The following is a 16,386-nucleotide window of genomic DNA, read 5'->3' as shown; positions in this document are numbered from 1 at the left end:
TTTTTGCCCCGAAAGCGGCGCGGCCCCCAGTGCCGCACCCTTTTCGGTGTCAGATCTTCGAGATGTGGTCGATGTCGCCGCGAACCAGGCCGATATCGTTCAGTTCACGATCGGTCAGGCGCGACAGGGCCTTGCGGGTGACGCGGGCGTCGTTCCAGTTCATCACGGAGGCCACCAGGTGGTTGATGGCGGCGGCGATCGGCAGGGCGAAGGTGCCGGCGGAGGTGCTGCGGGCGAAAAGCGTGGTCATGTCGTTTATCCTCTACTTTCGGGGGGGGTGGGCCGCGTCGGGCCCGTCTGGGTGTGTTCTGAGCCGCAGGTAGGGTTTTCTTTCCGCCCAAACAATCAGCATTTTTGCATGGAATGCATGTGCGTTTTGCATAGCTCTCCGCGTGTTAAGTTTCTGTTCGGAAATCCATAAAAATCCGTGACATTGCTGTCGGAACCCGGTCGCGAAATGTCGGATTCGCGCCATCGCGACATGCGGCAGGCGCAAGGATCGGGGCGGGCAGGGGGTCTTGGCGCATGTTCTCCTTTCGTGCTATTCCTCTGACAATCCCGTGACAGACGGGGCACGAGCAGGAAAAGGGGCGGCACCATGCGCATTCTGGGCATCGACCCGGGGTTACAGAACCTCGGCTGGGGCGTGATTCGCGTCGAGGGCAGCCGGATCTCGCATCTGGGCAACGGCGTCTGCCATGGCACCGGCACCGCCCTGGCGCAGCGCCTGCTGGCCCTGCATGACGCGCTGAGCGAGGTCTTCACCCGGTTCGAGCCGGACGCGGCGGCGGTGGAACATGTCTTCGTCAACCGCGACGGGGCGGGCACGCTGAAGCTGGGCCAGGCGCGTGGCGTGGCCCTGCTGGTGCCCGCGCGCTTCGGGCTGGAGGTGGGCGAATATGCCCCCAACCAGATCAAGAAGACCGTTGTGGGCGTCGGCCACGCGGACAAGAAACAGATCCAGCACATGGTAAAGATGCAGCTGCCAGGCGTGCAGTTCGCCGGCCCCGACGCCGCCGATGCGCTGGCGGTGGCGATCTGCCACGCGCGCCATGCGGGCTCGTCTCTGGGCCAGCTGCTGCGCGCCCAGGCCTAAGGAGAACGCGATGATCGGCAAGCTTTCGGGTCGCATCGACTACAAGACCACGGATCACGTCCTGCTGGACGTGCGCGGGGTGGGCTATGTGGTCTATTGTTCCGACCGGACCCTGGCGGCGCTCCCCGGCCCGGGCGAGGCGGTGGCGCTTTATACCGACCTCGTGGTGCGCGAGGATCTGATGCAGCTTTTCGGCTTTCCCACGCTGGTGGAAAAGGAATGGCACCGCCTGCTGACCTCGGTGCAGGGGGTGGGGGCCAAGGCCTCTCTGGCGATCCTGTCGGCGCTTGGCCCCGATGGGGTGGGGCGGGCCATCGCCCTGGGCGACTGGAACGCGGTGAAGGCGGCCAAGGGCGTGGGTCCGAAAATCGCGCAACGTGTGGTGGCCGAGCTGAAGGACAAGGCGCCCGCCGTCATGTCCATGGGCGGCCAGGCGGCCGAGCTGACCGAGGTCATCGAAGAGACCCCGGCGCCCGCTGCCGCCCCGGCCGCCCGGGCGCCCCGACCCGCGCCGAAACCGGCGGCCAACGTCCAGGGCGACGCGCTCTCGGCGCTGGCCAATCTGGGCTATCAGCCGTCAGAGGCCGCAGGCGCCGTGGCCCAGGCCCTGACCGACGATCCCGAGCTGGACATGGCCGGGCTGATCCGCGCCGCCCTGCGCCTGCTGGCCCCCAAGGAATGAGCCGCTCTTGCCCGCCCCCCGTTCCCGGCGCTAGGAGGGTCGGATGACCAACCCCGACCCCACCCTGCGCCCCGCGCCGCTGCCCGAGGATGCCGCCGCCGATACCCGCGCCCTGCGGCCACAGCAGCTTGACGATTTCATCGGCCAGGCCGAGGCGCGCGCCAACCTGAAGGTCTTTATCCAGTCCGCCCGCCAGCGCGGCGAGGCGATGGATCACACCCTCTTTCACGGCCCCCCCGGCCTGGGCAAGACGACCCTGGCGCAGATCATGGCGCGCGAGCTGGGGGTGAACTTTCGCATGACCTCTGGTCCGGTGCTGGCCAAATCCGGCGACCTGGCGGCGATCCTGACCAACCTAGAGGCCCGCGACGTCCTCTTCATCGACGAGATCCACCGCATGAACCCGGCGGTGGAAGAGGTGCTTTACCCCGCGATGGAGGATTTCGAGCTGGATCTGGTGATTGGCGAGGGCCCCGCCGCGCGCACCGTGCGGATCGAGTTGCAGCCCTTCACCCTGGTCGGCGCCACCACCCGGCTGGGCCTGCTGACCACGCCGCTGCGCGACCGCTTCGGCATCCCGACGCGGCTGCAATTCTACACCGTGGAAGAGCTGCACGACATCGTCACCCGCAACGCCCGCCTGATGGGCGCCCCCGCCGATGCCGAAGGCGCCCATGAAATCGCCCGCCGGGCGCGCGGCACGCCCCGGATCGCCGGGCGCCTGTTGCGCCGGGTGGTGGATTTCGCCGTGGTCGAGGGCGACGGCACGATCACCCGCGCCCTGGCCGACCGGGCGCTGACCCGGCTGGGGGTGGACGAACTGGGCCTCGACAGCGCCGACCGCCGCTATCTGCGGATGATCGGCGAAGGCTACGGCGGCGGCCCCGTGGGGATAGAGACCCTGGCCGCCGCCCTGTCGGAAAGCCGCGACGCCCTGGAAGAAGTGATCGAACCCTACCTGCTGCAACAGGCCCTGGTGCAGCGCACCCCGCGCGGCCGGATGCTGGCGCAACGGGCCTGGGGCCACCTTGGGCTGACCCCACCCCGGCGCGAGCCGCAGGCGGGGCCGGATCTCTTCGGCAAGTGATCTCGCGCCCTGATTGAGTGTTCCCCTTTTGTTTCGCGCGCGAAACGGCCCTGACCCCTGATAGGATCCCAAAAGGAAAAACGACCCCATGCAAGGACTGGCCCCCAGCCCCGCCGAGACCGAGGCCCTGTTCACCACCCCCGACGGCGCCTTCCGCTTTGCCCGCTGGTCGCGCCCGATCGCTCCGGTGGTCTTTGGCGCCACCGAGGACAGCCTGGCGCCGCTGAAGGCCGCCATGGCCACGGTGGTCTTGGCCGCCGATCACCGCCTGGCCGAGACCGACCCGGAGCTGGGCGCCAACCTGATGATCTTTTTCCTGACCGACTGGGCCGAACTGGCCGAGGTCGAGAACATGGACCGCCTGGTGCCCGACCTGCCCGCCCTTCTGCCGCGCCTTCAGGCGCAGCGGGCCGACCAGTACCGTTTCTTTCGGTTCGAGCCCGACGGCTCGATCAAGGCCGCCTTCGTCTTCCTGCGCATGTCGGGCCCCCTGGGGCAGATGCCCGCCGCCGATCTGGGGCTGGAACAGATGCTGAAGACGATGCTTCTCTGGGCGCCCGAGGCCTTCGCGGGCCGCTCGGCCCTGGCCCGGGTCGAGGGGCGCGACGAGGCGGTGCTGCGCCCCGACCTGGCGGCGCTGCTGCGCGCGGCCTATGACCCGGTGCTGCCTGTCGCCTCTCAGGATCCGGTGCTGGCCCTGCGCCTGGCCGCCCGGGCCGGGCAGCTATTCACCTAGGCAAGGGGGCTCCGCGCCCCTCTTATCCGACAGCCGGAAATACTCCGGGGGTGCGGGGGCTGGCCGCCGCTGCGCAGCACCGGACTCTGGACAGCCGCCGCCGCAAGGGGCAGCAAGGCAGAAGCAGGCCCTCCGGGCCGGTCAGCAGGAGCGGAAGATGCACAGGTTCGATCTCAGGGTCTATTACGAAGACACCGATCTGGCGGGGATCGTCTATTACGCCAACTACCTGAAATTCATCGAACGCGCCCGCAGCGAATGGGTGCGCGACCTTGGCATCGACCAGGCGGCGATGAAGGCCGAAACCGGCCAGGTCTTCGCCGTGCGCCGGGTCGTGGCCGATTACCTGGCCCCCGCCCGCTTCGACGACCGGCTGACGGTCGAGACCCGGGTGCAAAAGGTGACGCCCGCCCGCATCACCCTGACCCAGGACGTCCTGCGGGCCGAGGAAAGGCTTTTCGCTTCCGAGGTCACCCTGGTCGCCCTGGATGCCCGGGGTGGGGCGACCCGGCTTCCGGCGGTTCTTCGCCAGTTGACCCCGGGCTAAGGGGCGAATCCCCCCGGCCTCACAGGGCCGAAAGGCCTTTGTCATTGGCCTTTGACATGGATCTGCGCTAAGTTCCCCTGCAATTGGCCGCATCAGACGGCCCGGCGAGAAAGAGCAGCAGAATGGAAACCCAAACCCTCGCAATGGCGTCGGAGATCAATGTCTCCATGCTGGGCCTCATCGGCCAGGCGACCTTTACCGTGAAACTGGTCATGCTCCTGCTGGTCCTGGCCAGCTTCTGGAGCTGGTCGATCATCATCCAGAAGATCATCGGCTACCGCGCCGCCCGGCGCGAGGCGGCGCGTTTCGACCGGGCCTTCTGGTCGGGCGAGCCGCTGGACGAGCTTTACGACGAGATCGGCCCCGAACCCTCGGGCCGCAGCGAACGGATCTTTGCCGCCGGCATGACCGAATGGCGCCGCAGCTATCGCAGCGACGGGCAGATGATCGCCGGCGCCCAGGCGCGCATCGACCGCTCGATGGATGTGGCCATCGCGAAAGAGGCCGAAAGCCTGCAATCGGGGCTGCCGGTGCTGGCCACGGTCGGGTCCACCGCGCCCTTCGTCGGCCTCTTCGGCACGGTCTGGGGCATCATGCACGCCTTCATCGGCATTGCCGCCACCCAGAACACCAACCTGGCCGTGGTGGCGCCGGGCATCGCCGAGGCCCTGCTGGCCACCGCCCTGGGCCTTCTGGCCGCGATCCCGGCGGTCGTCTTCTACAACAAGCTTTCCACCGATGCGGACCGGCTGGTCGGCGGCTACGAGGCCTTCGCGGATGAGTTCGCCACCATCCTTGGCCGCCAGCTGGAGGCCTGAGGGATGGGCGCGGGTGTCATCGGAAAGGGCGGCGGCGGACGTCGCAGGGGGCGCCGCCACGGCGGGCGCGCACGGCCCATGGCCGAGATCAACGTCACACCCTTCGTGGACGTGATGCTGGTGCTCTTGATCATCTTCATGGTTGCGGCGCCGCTGATGGTGACCGGTGTGCCGGTCGAATTGCCCAAGACCCAGGCCACGGCCCTGCCGACCGAGGCCGAAGAGCCGCTGTCGGTCACCCTGACCGCCGATGGCCGCATCCTGATCCAGACCACCGAGACCGACCGCGCCGAGCTGGTCGACCGGCTGCGCGCGGTGGCCGCCGAACGGGCCTCGACCCGGATCTACCTGCGTGCCGACGGCTCTGTCTCCTACGACCAGGTGATGCAGGTGATGGGCGCGCTCAACGCGGGCGGGTTCAGCGACATCGGGCTGGTCACCGACCAGGCCGATCCCACAGCGGAGGCCGGCTGAGGCCGCCAGAGCATGAACACGGGCCAAACCATATCCGGGGCCGTCCATCTGGGCCTGATCGGCTGGCTGTTCCTCGGCGGGCTGTTTGCTCGCGACCCGGAACCGGCGCAGGTCAGCCCGGTCACCCTGATCACCGAGGCCGAGTTCGCGGCCCTGGAAGGGGCGGCGCAGCCCCCGGGGGCTGCGACCGAGCTGTCGCAGCCCGAGGCCCCGGCGCCCGAGCCGGAGCCCGCCGCGCCCACGCCCGAACCCGAGGCCCCGGCGCCCACGCCCGAGCCGCCCGCGCCGACGCCGGAACCGGCGCCGGAACCCGATCCCGTGCCGGAAGTTGAGCCCGAGCCGGTGGTGCCCCAGGCCGAGGTCGAGGACGTCGCGCCCGAGCTGCCGCCGGTCCCGGAACAGGTGCAGGGCCCCGACCGCCCCGAGCTGGAGCCCAGCCCCGAAGCCGCCCCGCGCATCAGCCCCGAGCCGGTCGCCCGGCCCCAGGAGGACGTCGCCGTGGACATCGAGACCCGCCCCGAGGTCACCCCCTCGGACGCGCCCGGCGAGGTGCAGCAGGACGAGCAGGAGGCCACGGCGCCCGAGCGCAGCACGACCGAGATCGTCACCGAAGCCGACCGCCCCTCGGGCGCGCCGACCAGCTCTGTCCGGCCCAAGACCCGGCCGCAGCGCCTGGCCGAGACCCCGGCGCCCGAGCCCGAGCCTGGACCCGCGCAACAGCCGCAGCAGACGGCGCAGACCGATCCGGCCCCGCAGCAAAGCGAGGATGCCATCGACCAGGCCCTGGCCGAGGCCCTGGGCGCGGGCGGCAGCCAGGCCGATGCGCCGGTCCGTCAGGGCCCGCCCTTGTCGGCCGCCGAACGCGAAGGGCTGCGCCTGGCGGTGCAGCAATGCTGGGTGGTCGATCCCGGCTCGCCCGCCGCCCAGGTGGTGGTTACCATTGCCTTTTCGCTGGATCGCGACGGCCAGGTGCAGCAATCGACGCTGGAGATGGCCAGCGCCCAGGGCGGCGATGCGGCGGCCCAGCGGGCGGCCTTCGACGCGGCGCGCCGCGCCGTGCTGCGCTGTTCCGCCATGCAGGGGGGCTTCGCGCTGCCGCCCGAAAAATATGACAGCTGGCGCGACATCGAAATGACATTCAACCCGGAGAGAATGCGGAACCTATGATGAGACAGATGATCATGCAGACCCCGCTCGCCCTGTGCCTCAGCCTCGGGCTTGGCCTTGCCGCCCTGGCCGCGCCACTGTGGCCCGGGGCCGCGCTGGCGCAATCCTCTGGTCCGCTGCGCATCGAGATCACCGAAGGGGTGATCGAGCCGATGCCCATTGCGGTGCCCAATTTCGTGCCCGAATCCGGCGATGCCGGGCAGATGGCGTCGCAGATCGCCCGGGTGGTGGTCGAGGATCTGGCGGGTACGGGCCTGTTCCGCGAAATCCCGCCCTCGGCCCATATCGGGCGCATCACCTCGTTCAACAGCCCGGTGCAATATGCCGACTGGAAGGCGATCAACGCCGAGGCGCTGATCACCGGCGCGGTCTCGGTGCAGGGCGGCCAGGTGAACGTGAAATTCCGCCTGCACGACGTCTTTGCGGGCCAGGAGATGGGCGCAGGCCTGCAATTCAGCGGCACCGAGGCCGGTTGGCGGCGCATGGCGCACAAGGTGGCCGATGCGGTCTATGCCCGGATCACCGGTGAGAATCCCTATTTCGACAGCCGCACCGTCTTTGTCTCGGAAGACGGGCCCAAGGACGCGCGGCGCAAGCGGCTGGCGATCATGGATTACGATGGCGCCAATGTGCAGTTCCTGACCGACAGTGCCTCGATCGTGCTGGCGCCGCGGTTCTCGCCCACGGGCGACCGGGTGCTGTACACCAGCTATGAGACCGGGCGGCCGCAGATCTACATGCTGGACGTGGCCAGCGTCGGCCGCCGGGTGCTGGACACCGGCGCGGGCGACATGGCCTTTTCGCCGCGCTTCAGCCCCGACGGGCGCACGGTGATCTATTCCAAGACCGAGGGCAGCAATACCGACATCTACCGTATGGACATCGCCACCGGCCAAAGCAGCCGCCTGACCGATGCCCCCTCGATCGAGACCGCCCCCAGCTTCAGCCCCGACGGCTCTCGCATCGTGTTTGAAAGCGACCGCAGCGGCACGCAGCAGCTGTATATCATGCCCGCCACCGGCGGCGAGGCGCAGCGGATCAGCTTTGGCGAAGGGCGCTATGGCACGCCTGTCTGGTCGCCGCGCGGCGATCTGGTGGCCTTTACCAAGCAATCCAAGGGCCGCTTCCACATCGGGGTGATGCGCATCGACGGCTCGGGCGAGCGGCTCCTGACCGCCTCTTTCCTGGACGAGGGCCCCAGCTGGTCTCCCAATGGCCGGGTGATCATGTTCGCCCGCGAAACCCAGGGCGCGCAGGGCTCGTCCTCGCTGTATACCGTGGACATCACGGGGCGGAACCTGAAGCGGGTCTCGACCCCCTCGGGCGCCTCTGATCCGGCCTGGGGCCCGCTGCAATGAGCGCGGCGCCCGGAAATCACGACGTTTTCAAGCCTGCGACGGTAGGGCAATTGCGCCCTTGCCGCGCAGATGCTTGCCCGGTTCCGGGTGGGCGCTATAGATTAACATTAACAAATGAGGCACGACGCATGACCCATCTGGTGAAAGCCACCCTTCTGTGCACCGTCCTGGGCCTTGGCCTGGCCGGGTGCAGCAGCATGAGGCCCGACCGTTTCGACAATGTCACCAACCTGAACCAGGCCGGTGGCGCGGGCGGAGTGGCCTCTGACCCGACCTCGCCCGCCTATTTCCAGCAAAGCGTGGGCGACCGCGTGCTGTTTGCCGTTGACCAGTCCACCCTGGGCTACGAGGCGCAGGCGGTGCTGGACGGGCAGGTGCGCTGGCTTCAGGCCAACCCCTCGTACCAGGTGCGCATCGAAGGCCACGCCGACGAGCAGGGCACGCGCGAGTACAACCTGGCCCTGGGAGCGCGCCGCGCCACGGCCGTGCGTGACTACCTGGTGTCGCAGGGCATCCCCTCCAGCCGTCTGAGCACGATCAGCTACGGCAAGGAACGCCCGATCGAGATCTGTTCCGAAGAAGCCTGTTACGCCAAGAACCGCCGCGCGGTGACGGTGCTGACGGGCGGCGTCGGAATGTAACGACGACGCGGTCGCGATCTTCCCGGCGCGGGGACGGCGCCGGGCCCGGCCCCCTGGGGGCGCAGACGGGCAGGGAAGACGCGGACGCAGACCCGCCGGTCCGATCCGGACCGGTGTGGAAGATGCCGCCGCCTGCGGGTCGTCTGGCCCGGCCCAGGGGCCATGCGGCACGCAAAGCAAGGGAGACGGCAATGCCTGATCGCAGATCGCCCCGCACCATCACCGCCACGGGGGCCGCGCCCGTCGCGCGCCAGGCCCTGGCCCGTCGCTGGCAGAGCCTGGCGCTGTGCGCGGCCCTTTGCGGGGGGCTGGCCCTGGCGCCGCTGCTGACCGCGGGGCCCGTGGCCGCGCAGGACCGGCAGGAAACCCTGGCCGACATCCGCCAGCAACTGACCCTGCTTTACGGCGAGGTGCAGGGCCTGAAACGCGAGCTGTCGACCACCGGCGCGCCCTCGCAACTGGGCGGCGGCACCAGCCAGCTGGACCGGCTGAACGCCATCGAGGCCGAGCTGCGCCGTCTGACCGGCAAGACCGAAGAGCTGGAACACCGGGTGGACCGGGTGGTCAGCGACGGCACCAACCGCCTGGGCGACCTGGAATTCCGCCTGGTCGAGCTGGAGGGCGGCGACCTGAGCCAGCTGGGCGAGACCTCGACCCTGGGCGGCGGCCCGGCGCCTGCCACCACCGGCAGCGCCCAGGCAGGCAGCAGCACCGGCACCGCCGCCACGGGCGCCGCGACCGGCGGCGCGGGCTTTGCCACCGGGGGCGATGCGCAGCTGGCGGTCTCGGAAGAGGCCGATTTCCGCGCCGCCTCGGATCTGCTGGGCGCGGGGGATTTCGCCGGGGCCCTGTCGGGCTTCGAGACCTTCAAGGCCAGCTATCCCGGCAGCCCGCTGTCGCCCGAGGCCGATCTGGGCCGGGGCCGCGCGCTGGAAGGGCAGGGCGACATCAAATCCGCCGCCCGCGCCTATCTGGATGCCTTCTCGGCCGCGCCCAGCGAAGACAGCGCCCCCGAGGCGCTGTATCGCCTGGGGCTGCTGCTGGGTCAGCTGGGTCAGCAAAGCGAAAGCTGCGTGACCCTGGGCGAGGTCGGGGCCCGCTTCCCCGCCGATCCCTGGGCGCAAGAGGCCGATGTGGCCCGGAGGGCCCAGGGCTGTTCCTGAGCAAGACACCGGCATGACCGAGACCACCTCCCTGCTGAAAGAGATCGTCGCCGGACATTTCCTGCCCGGACCGGCCGAAGAGATCGGCCTTGCGGTCTCGGGCGGGGGGGATTCCATGGCCCTGATGCATGTCATGGCCGAGATCGCCGCCGAGGGCGGCTTGCGCCTGCGGGTGGCCACGGTGGATCACGGGCTGCGCCCCGAGGCCGCCGAGGAAGCGGCCTTTGTCGGCCGGGTGGCCGCCGGGCTGGGCCTGCCGCATGAGGTGCTGCACTGGGTCGGCGGCGCCCGCGAAGAGGGCAATCTTCAGGACCGCGCCCGCCGCGCCCGCTACGATCTGCTGGGCGACTGGGCGCGGCGCCACGGGCTGCGCCAGGTGGCCCTGGGCCATACCGCCGATGATCAGGCCGAAACCTTTCTGATGCGCCTGGCGCGGGCGCCGGGGGCGGACGGGCTGTCGGGCATGGCGGTGCGCCGCCGCCTGGGGCCCGTGACCCTGGTGCGCCCGCTGCTGGAAACCTCGCGCAACTGCCTGCGGATCTACATGGAACAGCGCGGCCTGCCCTGGATCGAGGATCCCTCGAACGAGGATGACCGCTTTGACCGGGTCCGCGCGCGCCGCGCGCTGGAGCTGCTGCGCCCGCTGGGCCTGACCTCGCAGGCGCTGGCGGAGACGGCCAAGAACATGGCCTCGGTCCGTGCCGCCCTGGGCTGGTACGCCTTTGCGGAATCGCAGCGCCTGGTGCGCATCCAGGGGGGCGATCTGGTGATCGAGCGCAGCGGCTTCCGCGTCCTGCAACCCGAGATCGCCCGCCGCCTGCTGGCCCAGGGGCTGATGTGGATCTCGGGCAGCGCCTATCCGCCGCGCCGCCGGGCCCTGGCACTGGCCCTGGAATCGGTACGCTCGGGCACCGGCATGACCCTGCACGGCTGCCAGATCTCGGTTGGCCTGCGCGAGTTGCGCATCGCCCGCGAATTTGCCGCCGTGAAGGAGCTGAGCAGCCCTGCCGATGGGGTCTGGGATGGCCGCTGGCGGCTGTCCGGCCCCTGGGATGCCCGCTTTGGCGCCACCGGCGCCGAGATCCGCCCGCTGGGCGCCGAAGGCCTGCGCCTGTGCGGCGAATGGCGCGCCGCCGGTCTGCCCTATCGCTCGCTTCTGGGCTATCCGGCGGTCTGGGCGGGGGACGAGCTGGTGGCGGCGCCCCATGCGGGCTTTGGCCAGGGCTGGCGGGCGGATCTGCTGCGCGGTGAGGATGCCTTCCATGCCGGGCTTCTGGCCCAGTGAATGGGGGCGGCGATGGGCCGCCGTGAGACGGGGCCGCCGTGCCGCCCGATGACCACGTCCGGGAAATAAATCCGCTGATCCAGCCCCGTGATTTCGCCTGAAAACCTGGCCTGCCTGGCGGTTTCGCCCCCGGCCCGGCCCGCGGGCCGCCTCGGCGGGTCTGCGATACATTGAACCCGGGGCAATCAAGCTTATTTAATCCCGGACGCCCTTATGCTAGGCGCAATACGACTTCGACTTAGGGGAGACCTTTCGTGGGTACCGCAAAAAACCTCGCCTTCTGGGCCGTGCTGCTGCTGCTGATCGTGGCGCTGTTCAATCTGTTCGGCGGTTCGAACTCTGCGCTGCAAAGCACGTCCCGGCCCTATTCCCAGTTCGTCCAGGAAGTGGACGACGGGTTCGTGCAATCGGTCACGCTGGATGGCGAGAAAGTTCTGTATCGCGGCTCTGACGGGCGCGAATACGTGACGATCAAGCCCACGGATGCCGAAATCACAGCCGAGCTGATCGCCGATGGCATCCCGGTTGAGGCCCGCAGCCAGGAAGAGAACGGCTTTCAGGCCTTCGTGATCTCGCTGCTGCCCATCCTGCTGCTGATCGGTGTCTGGATCTATTTCATGAACCGGATGCAGGGCGGCGGCAAAGGCGGCGCCATGGGCTTTGGCAAGTCGAAGGCCAAGATGCTGACCGAGAAATCGGGCCGGGTGACCTTTGACGACGTGGCCGGCATCGACGAGGCCAAGGAAGAGCTGGAAGAGATCGTGGAATTCCTGCGCAACCCGCAGAAATTCTCGCGCCTGGGCGGCAAGATCCCCAAGGGCGCGCTGCTGGTCGGCCCTCCGGGCACCGGTAAGACGCTGCTGGCGCGGGCCATCGCGGGCGAGGCAGGCGTGCCCTTCTTCACCATCTCGGGGTCTGACTTCGTGGAAATGTTCGTGGGTGTCGGCGCGTCGCGCGTGCGCGACATGTTCGAACAGGCCAAGAAGAACGCCCCCTGTATCGTCTTCATCGACGAGATCGACGCCGTGGGCCGCCATCGTGGCGCAGGCTATGGCGGTGGCAATGACGAGCGCGAACAGACCCTCAACCAGCTGCTGGTCGAGATGGACGGTTTCGAGGCCAACGAGGGCGTGATCATCGTCGCGGCCACCAACCGCCGCGACGTGCTGGACCCCGCCCTGCTGCGCCCGGGCCGCTTCGACCGTCAGGTCACCGTGCCCAACCCCGACATCAAGGGCCGCGAGAAGATCCTTGGCGTGCATGCCCGCAAGACGCCCCTGGGCCCCGACGTCGACCTGCGCATCATCGCGCGCGGCACGCCGGGCTTCTCGGGCGCCGATCTGGCCAACCTGGTGAACGAGGCCGCGCTGATGGCCGCCCGTGTGGGCCGCCGTTTCGTGACCATGGTCGATTTCGAAAATGCCAAGGACAAGATCATGATGGGCGCCGAGCGCCGCTCGATGGTGATGACCCCGGCGCAGAAGGAAATGACCGCCTATCACGAGGCGGGCCACGCCATTGTCGGCCTGACGCTGCCCAAGTGCGACCCAGTCTACAAGGCCACCATCATCCCCCGCGGCCAGGCCCTGGGCATGGTGATGTCGTTGCCGGAAATGGACCAGCTGAACTACTTCAAGGACGAGCTGGAAGAGAAGATCGCCATGACCATGGCGGGCAAGGCCGCCGAGATCATCAAGTATGGTGAAGAGCATGTGTCGAACGGCCCCTCGGGCGACATCATGCAGGCCTCGAACCTGGCCCGCGCCATGGTGATGCGCTGGGGCATGTCCGACAAGGTCGGCAACATCGACTACCAGGAGGCCGCCGAGGCCTTCCGCGGGGGCGGCGCCGGCGGCTTCTCGATCTCGGCCCAGACCAAGGAGATGATCGAAAGCGAAGTGAAGCGGATCATCGACGAGGGCTATCAGGAGGCGCGCCGCATCCTGACCGAGCGCAACGAGGAATGGGAACGTCTGGCCCAGGGCCTGCTGGAATACGAAACCCTGACCGGCGCCGAGATCGAACGGGTGATCCGGGGCGAGCCGCCCCATGCCGACGATGGCGAGGACGACAGTTCCGACCAGGGCTCGGCCCCTTCCGTGGCGGCGATCCCGAAAACCAAGCCCAAGGCCAAGCCCGAGGGCGGGTTGGAGCCGGAACCCTCGGCCTGATCGGGCCAGAGAAGACGAGATCGAAAGGCCGGGGCAGATGCTCCGGCCTTTTCGCATCGCCTTCCTTCGTATCGGCCTTTGGCCGATGGCCTCCGGCGGGAGTATTTTTAGCCATCGAATGGAAACAGGGCCTCTTTCCCCCATTCGATGGCTGAAAATACTCTGGGGGAGTCTCGGCGTGCCGAGACGGGGGCAAAGCCCCCTCCGCCGATCGCCCCTTCCCGCCGCTTTCGGGTTGCCGGGCGCGCGGCTTGCGGCGAGGATCGCGTCACACCAGACCGGAGAGCCCCATGCCTGCCCTGATCGCCACCCAATACACCGCCCGCATCACCTGGCTGGGCCTGGTGCCCGATCGCGACCTCGACCTGCCCTCGGTGCCGCGCCAGCGGCTGGAGCTGCGGTTTTCCGGGCCTGCGGGGGAAAGCCATGCGGGGCTGACGCGACCGTCCTGCTCGCGGGTGCTGACGCAGTATCCGCATCGCGAGACCGAGATCCGCAATGTGCGCCAGCTGTCGATCCTGTCGGCCGAGGAGCTGGCGCAGATCGCCCGGGGCTGCGGGCTCGACGCGCTGGATCCGGCCCTTCTGGGGGCCACGATGGTGATCGAGGGGATCCCCGATTTCAGCCACATCCCCCCCTCGTCCCGCCTGCAAGGGGAGGGCGGCGCCACGGTGACCGTGGATATGGAAAACCGCCCCTGCCTGCTGCCCGCCCGCGAGATCGAGAAGCGGATGCCGGGCCATGGCAAACCCTTCAAGCAGGCGGCGCGGGGGCTGCGCGGTGTCACCGCCTGGGTCGAGCGCGAGGGCGCCTTCGAGCTGGGCGAGGAGATCCGCCTGCATATCCCGCATCAGCCGGTCTGGGCTCATCTGGACCGCGCCTATGCGGATGCCCGCGACTAGGGCGCGGCCCGCCCCCTCCCTGCGGGGCCAATAAAAAACCGGCAGATGCCGAGGGAGGCACCTGCCGGTTGGCAGACTGAGTTCTGGGGAAGGGGTCGTTAGCCGAACAGGGCCACGGCCAGCGCAAGCGTGGCCGCGAAACTGGGGAAAACGACGAGGGCAGCGGATCTCATGTGTACTCTCCTTGGCAGCGGTGGAGTTATCGTCCGTATGTCGTATTAACGTCGGGTTGCGTTCAAAAGTTCCAAGGCACTTACCCACAGAAATCTGTAACGGGAAGTCACGAATACCCTACCGTAGGGAAATCCCGACTTGCTGCATCTGCATGGCACCCCCTTTGGCAAGGGCGGCGGGGCGCGTTAGGTTCGACCTCGGGCCGTGAGGCCCGGGGAGAAGGAGAGAGCCATGAGCCAGCCCAGTGACATCGAGATCGCCCGCGCGGCCCGCAAGAAACCGATTGCCGAGATCGCGGCCCGGCTGGGCATCCCCGAGACGGCGGTGCTGCCCTACGGGCGCGACAAGGCCAAGGTGGATCGCGATTTCATTGCCGGTCTCGCGGATCGCCCGCGCGGCAAGCTGGTGCTGGTCACCGCCGTGACGCCGACGCCCGCGGGGGAGGGCAAGACCACCACCACCGTGGGTCTGGGCGACGGCCTGGCGCGGATCGGCGCGAATGTGGCCATCTGCCTGCGCGAGGCCTCGTTGGGCCCCTGTTTCGGCATGAAGGGGGGCGCGGCGGGCGGCGGCCATGCCCAGGTGGTGCCGATGGAAGAGATGAACCTGCATTTCACCGGCGATTTCCATGCCATCACCAGCGCCCACAACCTGCTGGCGGCGATGATCGACAACCATATCCACTGGGGCAATGCCCTTGGGATCGACGCACGGCGGGTCACCTGGCGGCGGGTGATGGACATGAACGACCGGGCGCTGCGCGACGTGGTGGTCTCGCTGGGGGGGGTCGGCAACGGGTTCCCGCGTCAGACCGGCTTCGACATCACCGTGGCGAGCGAGATCATGGCCATCCTCTGCCTGGCGCGGGATCTGGAGGATCTGCAAGACCGCCTGGGGCGGATCATCATCGGCTATACCCGCGACAAGGCCCCGGTGACGGCGGCGGATCTGAAGGCCGACGGCGCCATGGTGGTGCTGCTGCGCGAGGCGATGCAGCCCAACCTGGTGCAGACGCTGGAGAACACCCCGGCCTTCGTTCATGGTGGGCCCTTCGCCAATATCGCCCATGGCTGCAATTCCGTGGTGGCCACGGACACCGCCCTGCGCCTGGCCGATATCGTGGTGACCGAGGCCGGGTTCGGCGCCGATCTAGGGGCCGAGAAGTTCCTGAACATCAAGTGCCGCAAGGCGGGGCTTTCTCCCGACGCGGCGGTGCTGGTGGCCACCGTGCGCTCGTTGAAGATGTCGGGCGGCGTGGCGCGGGCCGATCTGGGCACCGAGGATGCCGGGGCGGTGGCGCGCGGCTGTGCCAACCTGGGGCGCCACCTTGAGAACCTGCGCGGCTATGGCCTGCCGGTGCTGGTGGCGATCAACCGTTTCGACGGCGACAGCGCGGCGGAACTGGAGGCGGTGCGCGCGTAAGTCGAGGGGCAGGGGGCCGAGGTCCACCTGTGCACCCATTGGGCCGAGGGCGGCGCGGGCACCGAGGCCCTGGCGCGCCGTGTGGCCGAGGTGGTGGCCGAAGGCGCGGCGGATTTCGCGCCGCTTTATCCCGATGCCATGGGCCTGGTCGAAAAGATCGAGACCGTGGCCCGGCGCATCTACCGCGCCGAAGGCGTCGACATGCCCGCCCCGGTGCGCGCCCAGCTGGCAGAGTGGGAGGCGGCGGGCTTTGCCGAGCTGCCGGTCTGCATGGCCAAGACGCAGTATTCCTTCAGCGCCGACCCCAGCTTGCGCGGCGCGCCCGAGGGCTTCCGCCTGCCGGTGCGCGAGGTGCGCCTCAGCGCGGGCGCGGGCTTCGTGGTGGCGATCTGCGGCGAGATCATGACCATGCCCGGCCTGCCACGCGTTCCCGCCGCCGAGGCGATCGGCCTTAACGCGGCGGGCGAGGTCGAGGGGCTGTTCTGATCGCATCCGCTCGGGCAGCGGATCCCAAAAGGCGCGGATTGTGCAAGATCCGCGCCGTTTTATCGGGTCATGTGTCTCTGGAACAATTTCACTTATCGGACATTTTATGGCGGAAGGTGTGGCGTGACGCAGGTTGAATTTCACCTTGCAAGTCAATGAAAGTCAAATGACTTGCGG

General features: G+C 68.7%; 15 protein-coding genes and 1 pseudogene. 15 read left to right on the top strand and 1 reads right to left on the bottom strand.

Annotation, left to right across the window (positions count from 1 at the left end; genetic code table 11):
* Positions 1-49: 49 nt before the first annotated feature.
* Positions 50-250, bottom strand: a complete 201-nt coding sequence (locus ACRARE_RS01280) for a DUF1127 domain-containing protein (protein WP_432654595.1) — start codon at positions 248-250, stop codon at positions 50-52.
* A 348-nt stretch (positions 251-598) separates the two neighbouring features.
* Between ACRARE_RS01280 and ruvC the strand changes: the two genes are divergently transcribed.
* The 15 genes and pseudogenes from ruvC (at position 599) to ACRARE_RS01205 (ending at position 16,209) form a co-directional block, all read left to right on the top strand.
* Positions 599-1,096, top strand: coding sequence for a crossover junction endodeoxyribonuclease RuvC (gene ruvC / locus ACRARE_RS01275; RefSeq protein ID WP_432654594.1), 498 nt, complete (start codon positions 599-601; stop codon positions 1,094-1,096).
* Between the two features lie 10 nt (positions 1,097-1,106).
* A complete protein-coding gene (gene ruvA, locus ACRARE_RS01270) occupies positions 1,107-1,778 on the top strand; it encodes a Holliday junction branch migration protein RuvA (protein ID WP_432654593.1) in 672 nt (223 codons plus the stop codon).
* 43 nt (positions 1,779-1,821) lie between these two features.
* Positions 1,822-2,865, top strand: coding sequence for a Holliday junction branch migration DNA helicase RuvB (ruvB, locus tag ACRARE_RS01265; RefSeq protein WP_432654592.1), 1,044 nt, complete (start codon positions 1,822-1,824; stop codon positions 2,863-2,865).
* An 88-nt stretch (positions 2,866-2,953) separates the two neighbouring features.
* Positions 2,954-3,601 (top strand): hypothetical protein, encoded by a 648-nt coding sequence (locus ACRARE_RS01260; RefSeq protein ID WP_432654591.1) that lies wholly within the window; start codon positions 2,954-2,956, stop codon positions 3,599-3,601.
* Between the two features lie 157 nt (positions 3,602-3,758).
* Complete coding sequence (gene ybgC / locus ACRARE_RS01255; protein WP_432654590.1) at positions 3,759-4,148, top strand: tol-pal system-associated acyl-CoA thioesterase; 390 nt, start codon at positions 3,759-3,761, stop codon at positions 4,146-4,148.
* A gap of 122 nt (positions 4,149-4,270) precedes the next feature.
* Positions 4,271-4,966 carry a protein TolQ gene (gene tolQ, locus ACRARE_RS01250; protein ID WP_432654589.1) on the top strand — a complete coding sequence of 232 codons (696 nt, stop codon included), beginning with the start codon at positions 4,271-4,273 and terminating at the stop codon, positions 4,964-4,966.
* A gap of 3 nt (positions 4,967-4,969) precedes the next feature.
* Positions 4,970-5,440 carry a protein TolR gene (tolR, locus tag ACRARE_RS01245; protein WP_432654588.1) on the top strand — a complete coding sequence of 157 codons (471 nt, stop codon included), beginning with the start codon at positions 4,970-4,972 and terminating at the stop codon, positions 5,438-5,440.
* A 12-nt stretch (positions 5,441-5,452) separates the two neighbouring features.
* Complete coding sequence (gene tolA, locus ACRARE_RS01240) at positions 5,453-6,607, top strand: cell envelope integrity protein TolA (protein WP_432654587.1); 1,155 nt, start codon at positions 5,453-5,455, stop codon at positions 6,605-6,607.
* Positions 6,604-7,965: a Tol-Pal system beta propeller repeat protein TolB gene (gene tolB, locus ACRARE_RS01235; RefSeq protein WP_432654586.1), complete on the top strand. Its 1,362-nt coding sequence runs from the start codon at positions 6,604-6,606 to the stop codon at positions 7,963-7,965. The genes tolA and tolB overlap by 4 nt, the downstream gene beginning before the upstream one ends.
* Before the next feature lie 128 nt (positions 7,966-8,093).
* Positions 8,094-8,606 carry a peptidoglycan-associated lipoprotein Pal gene (pal, locus tag ACRARE_RS01230; RefSeq protein WP_432654585.1) on the top strand — a complete coding sequence of 171 codons (513 nt, stop codon included), beginning with the start codon at positions 8,094-8,096 and terminating at the stop codon, positions 8,604-8,606.
* A 191-nt stretch (positions 8,607-8,797) separates the two neighbouring features.
* Entirely contained in the window at positions 8,798-9,769 is a 972-nt protein-coding gene (gene ybgF, locus ACRARE_RS01225; protein WP_432654584.1) for a tol-pal system protein YbgF, read from the top strand.
* Positions 9,770-9,782: 13 nt separating this feature from the next.
* On the top strand, positions 9,783-11,054 hold the full coding sequence (tilS, locus tag ACRARE_RS01220; RefSeq protein WP_432654583.1) for a tRNA lysidine(34) synthetase TilS: 1,272 nt from the start codon (positions 9,783-9,785) through the stop codon (positions 11,052-11,054).
* A gap of 254 nt (positions 11,055-11,308) precedes the next feature.
* Positions 11,309-13,225, top strand: coding sequence for an ATP-dependent zinc metalloprotease FtsH (gene ftsH / locus ACRARE_RS01215; protein ID WP_432654582.1), 1,917 nt, complete (start codon positions 11,309-11,311; stop codon positions 13,223-13,225).
* A gap of 290 nt (positions 13,226-13,515) precedes the next feature.
* Positions 13,516-14,127: an MOSC domain-containing protein gene (locus ACRARE_RS01210; protein ID WP_432654581.1), complete on the top strand. Its 612-nt coding sequence runs from the start codon at positions 13,516-13,518 to the stop codon at positions 14,125-14,127.
* Between the two features lie 405 nt (positions 14,128-14,532).
* A pseudogene (locus ACRARE_RS01205) lies at positions 14,533-16,209 on the top strand (formate--tetrahydrofolate ligase).
* The last annotated feature ends 177 nt before the right edge of the window (positions 16,210-16,386 follow it).

The sequence above is a fragment of the Pseudooceanicola aquaeponti genome (assembly GCF_050897975.1).
Taxonomy (GTDB): domain Bacteria; phylum Pseudomonadota; class Alphaproteobacteria; order Rhodobacterales; family Rhodobacteraceae; genus Pseudooceanicola.
The sequence above is the reverse complement of the archived record's forward strand: the minus strand, read 5'-3'. Positions and strand labels throughout refer to the sequence as shown.

What these genes read in the sequence shown, in the direction of transcription:
- ACRARE_RS01280 (WP_432654595.1), bottom strand. Translation starts at nt 250, where the DNA reads ATGACCACGCTTTTCGCCCGCAGCACCTCCGCCGGCACCTTCGCCCTG.
- ruvC (WP_432654594.1), top strand. Translation starts at nt 599, where the DNA reads ATGCGCATTCTGGGCATCGACCCGGGGTTACAGAACCTCGGCTGGGGC.
- ruvA (WP_432654593.1), top strand. Translation starts at nt 1,107, where the DNA reads ATGATCGGCAAGCTTTCGGGTCGCATCGACTACAAGACCACGGATCAC.
- ruvB (WP_432654592.1), top strand. Translation starts at nt 1,822, where the DNA reads ATGACCAACCCCGACCCCACCCTGCGCCCCGCGCCGCTGCCCGAGGAT.
- ACRARE_RS01260 (WP_432654591.1), top strand. Translation starts at nt 2,954, where the DNA reads ATGCAAGGACTGGCCCCCAGCCCCGCCGAGACCGAGGCCCTGTTCACC.
- ybgC (WP_432654590.1), top strand. Translation starts at nt 3,759, where the DNA reads ATGCACAGGTTCGATCTCAGGGTCTATTACGAAGACACCGATCTGGCG.
- tolQ (WP_432654589.1), top strand. Translation starts at nt 4,271, where the DNA reads ATGGAAACCCAAACCCTCGCAATGGCGTCGGAGATCAATGTCTCCATG.
- tolR (WP_432654588.1), top strand. Translation starts at nt 4,970, where the DNA reads ATGGGCGCGGGTGTCATCGGAAAGGGCGGCGGCGGACGTCGCAGGGGG.
- tolA (WP_432654587.1), top strand. Translation starts at nt 5,453, where the DNA reads ATGAACACGGGCCAAACCATATCCGGGGCCGTCCATCTGGGCCTGATC.
- tolB (WP_432654586.1), top strand. Translation starts at nt 6,604, where the DNA reads ATGATGAGACAGATGATCATGCAGACCCCGCTCGCCCTGTGCCTCAGC.
- pal (WP_432654585.1), top strand. Translation starts at nt 8,094, where the DNA reads ATGACCCATCTGGTGAAAGCCACCCTTCTGTGCACCGTCCTGGGCCTT.
- ybgF (WP_432654584.1), top strand. Translation starts at nt 8,798, where the DNA reads ATGCCTGATCGCAGATCGCCCCGCACCATCACCGCCACGGGGGCCGCG.
- tilS (WP_432654583.1), top strand. Translation starts at nt 9,783, where the DNA reads ATGACCGAGACCACCTCCCTGCTGAAAGAGATCGTCGCCGGACATTTC.
- ACRARE_RS01210 (WP_432654581.1), top strand. Translation starts at nt 13,516, where the DNA reads ATGCCTGCCCTGATCGCCACCCAATACACCGCCCGCATCACCTGGCTG.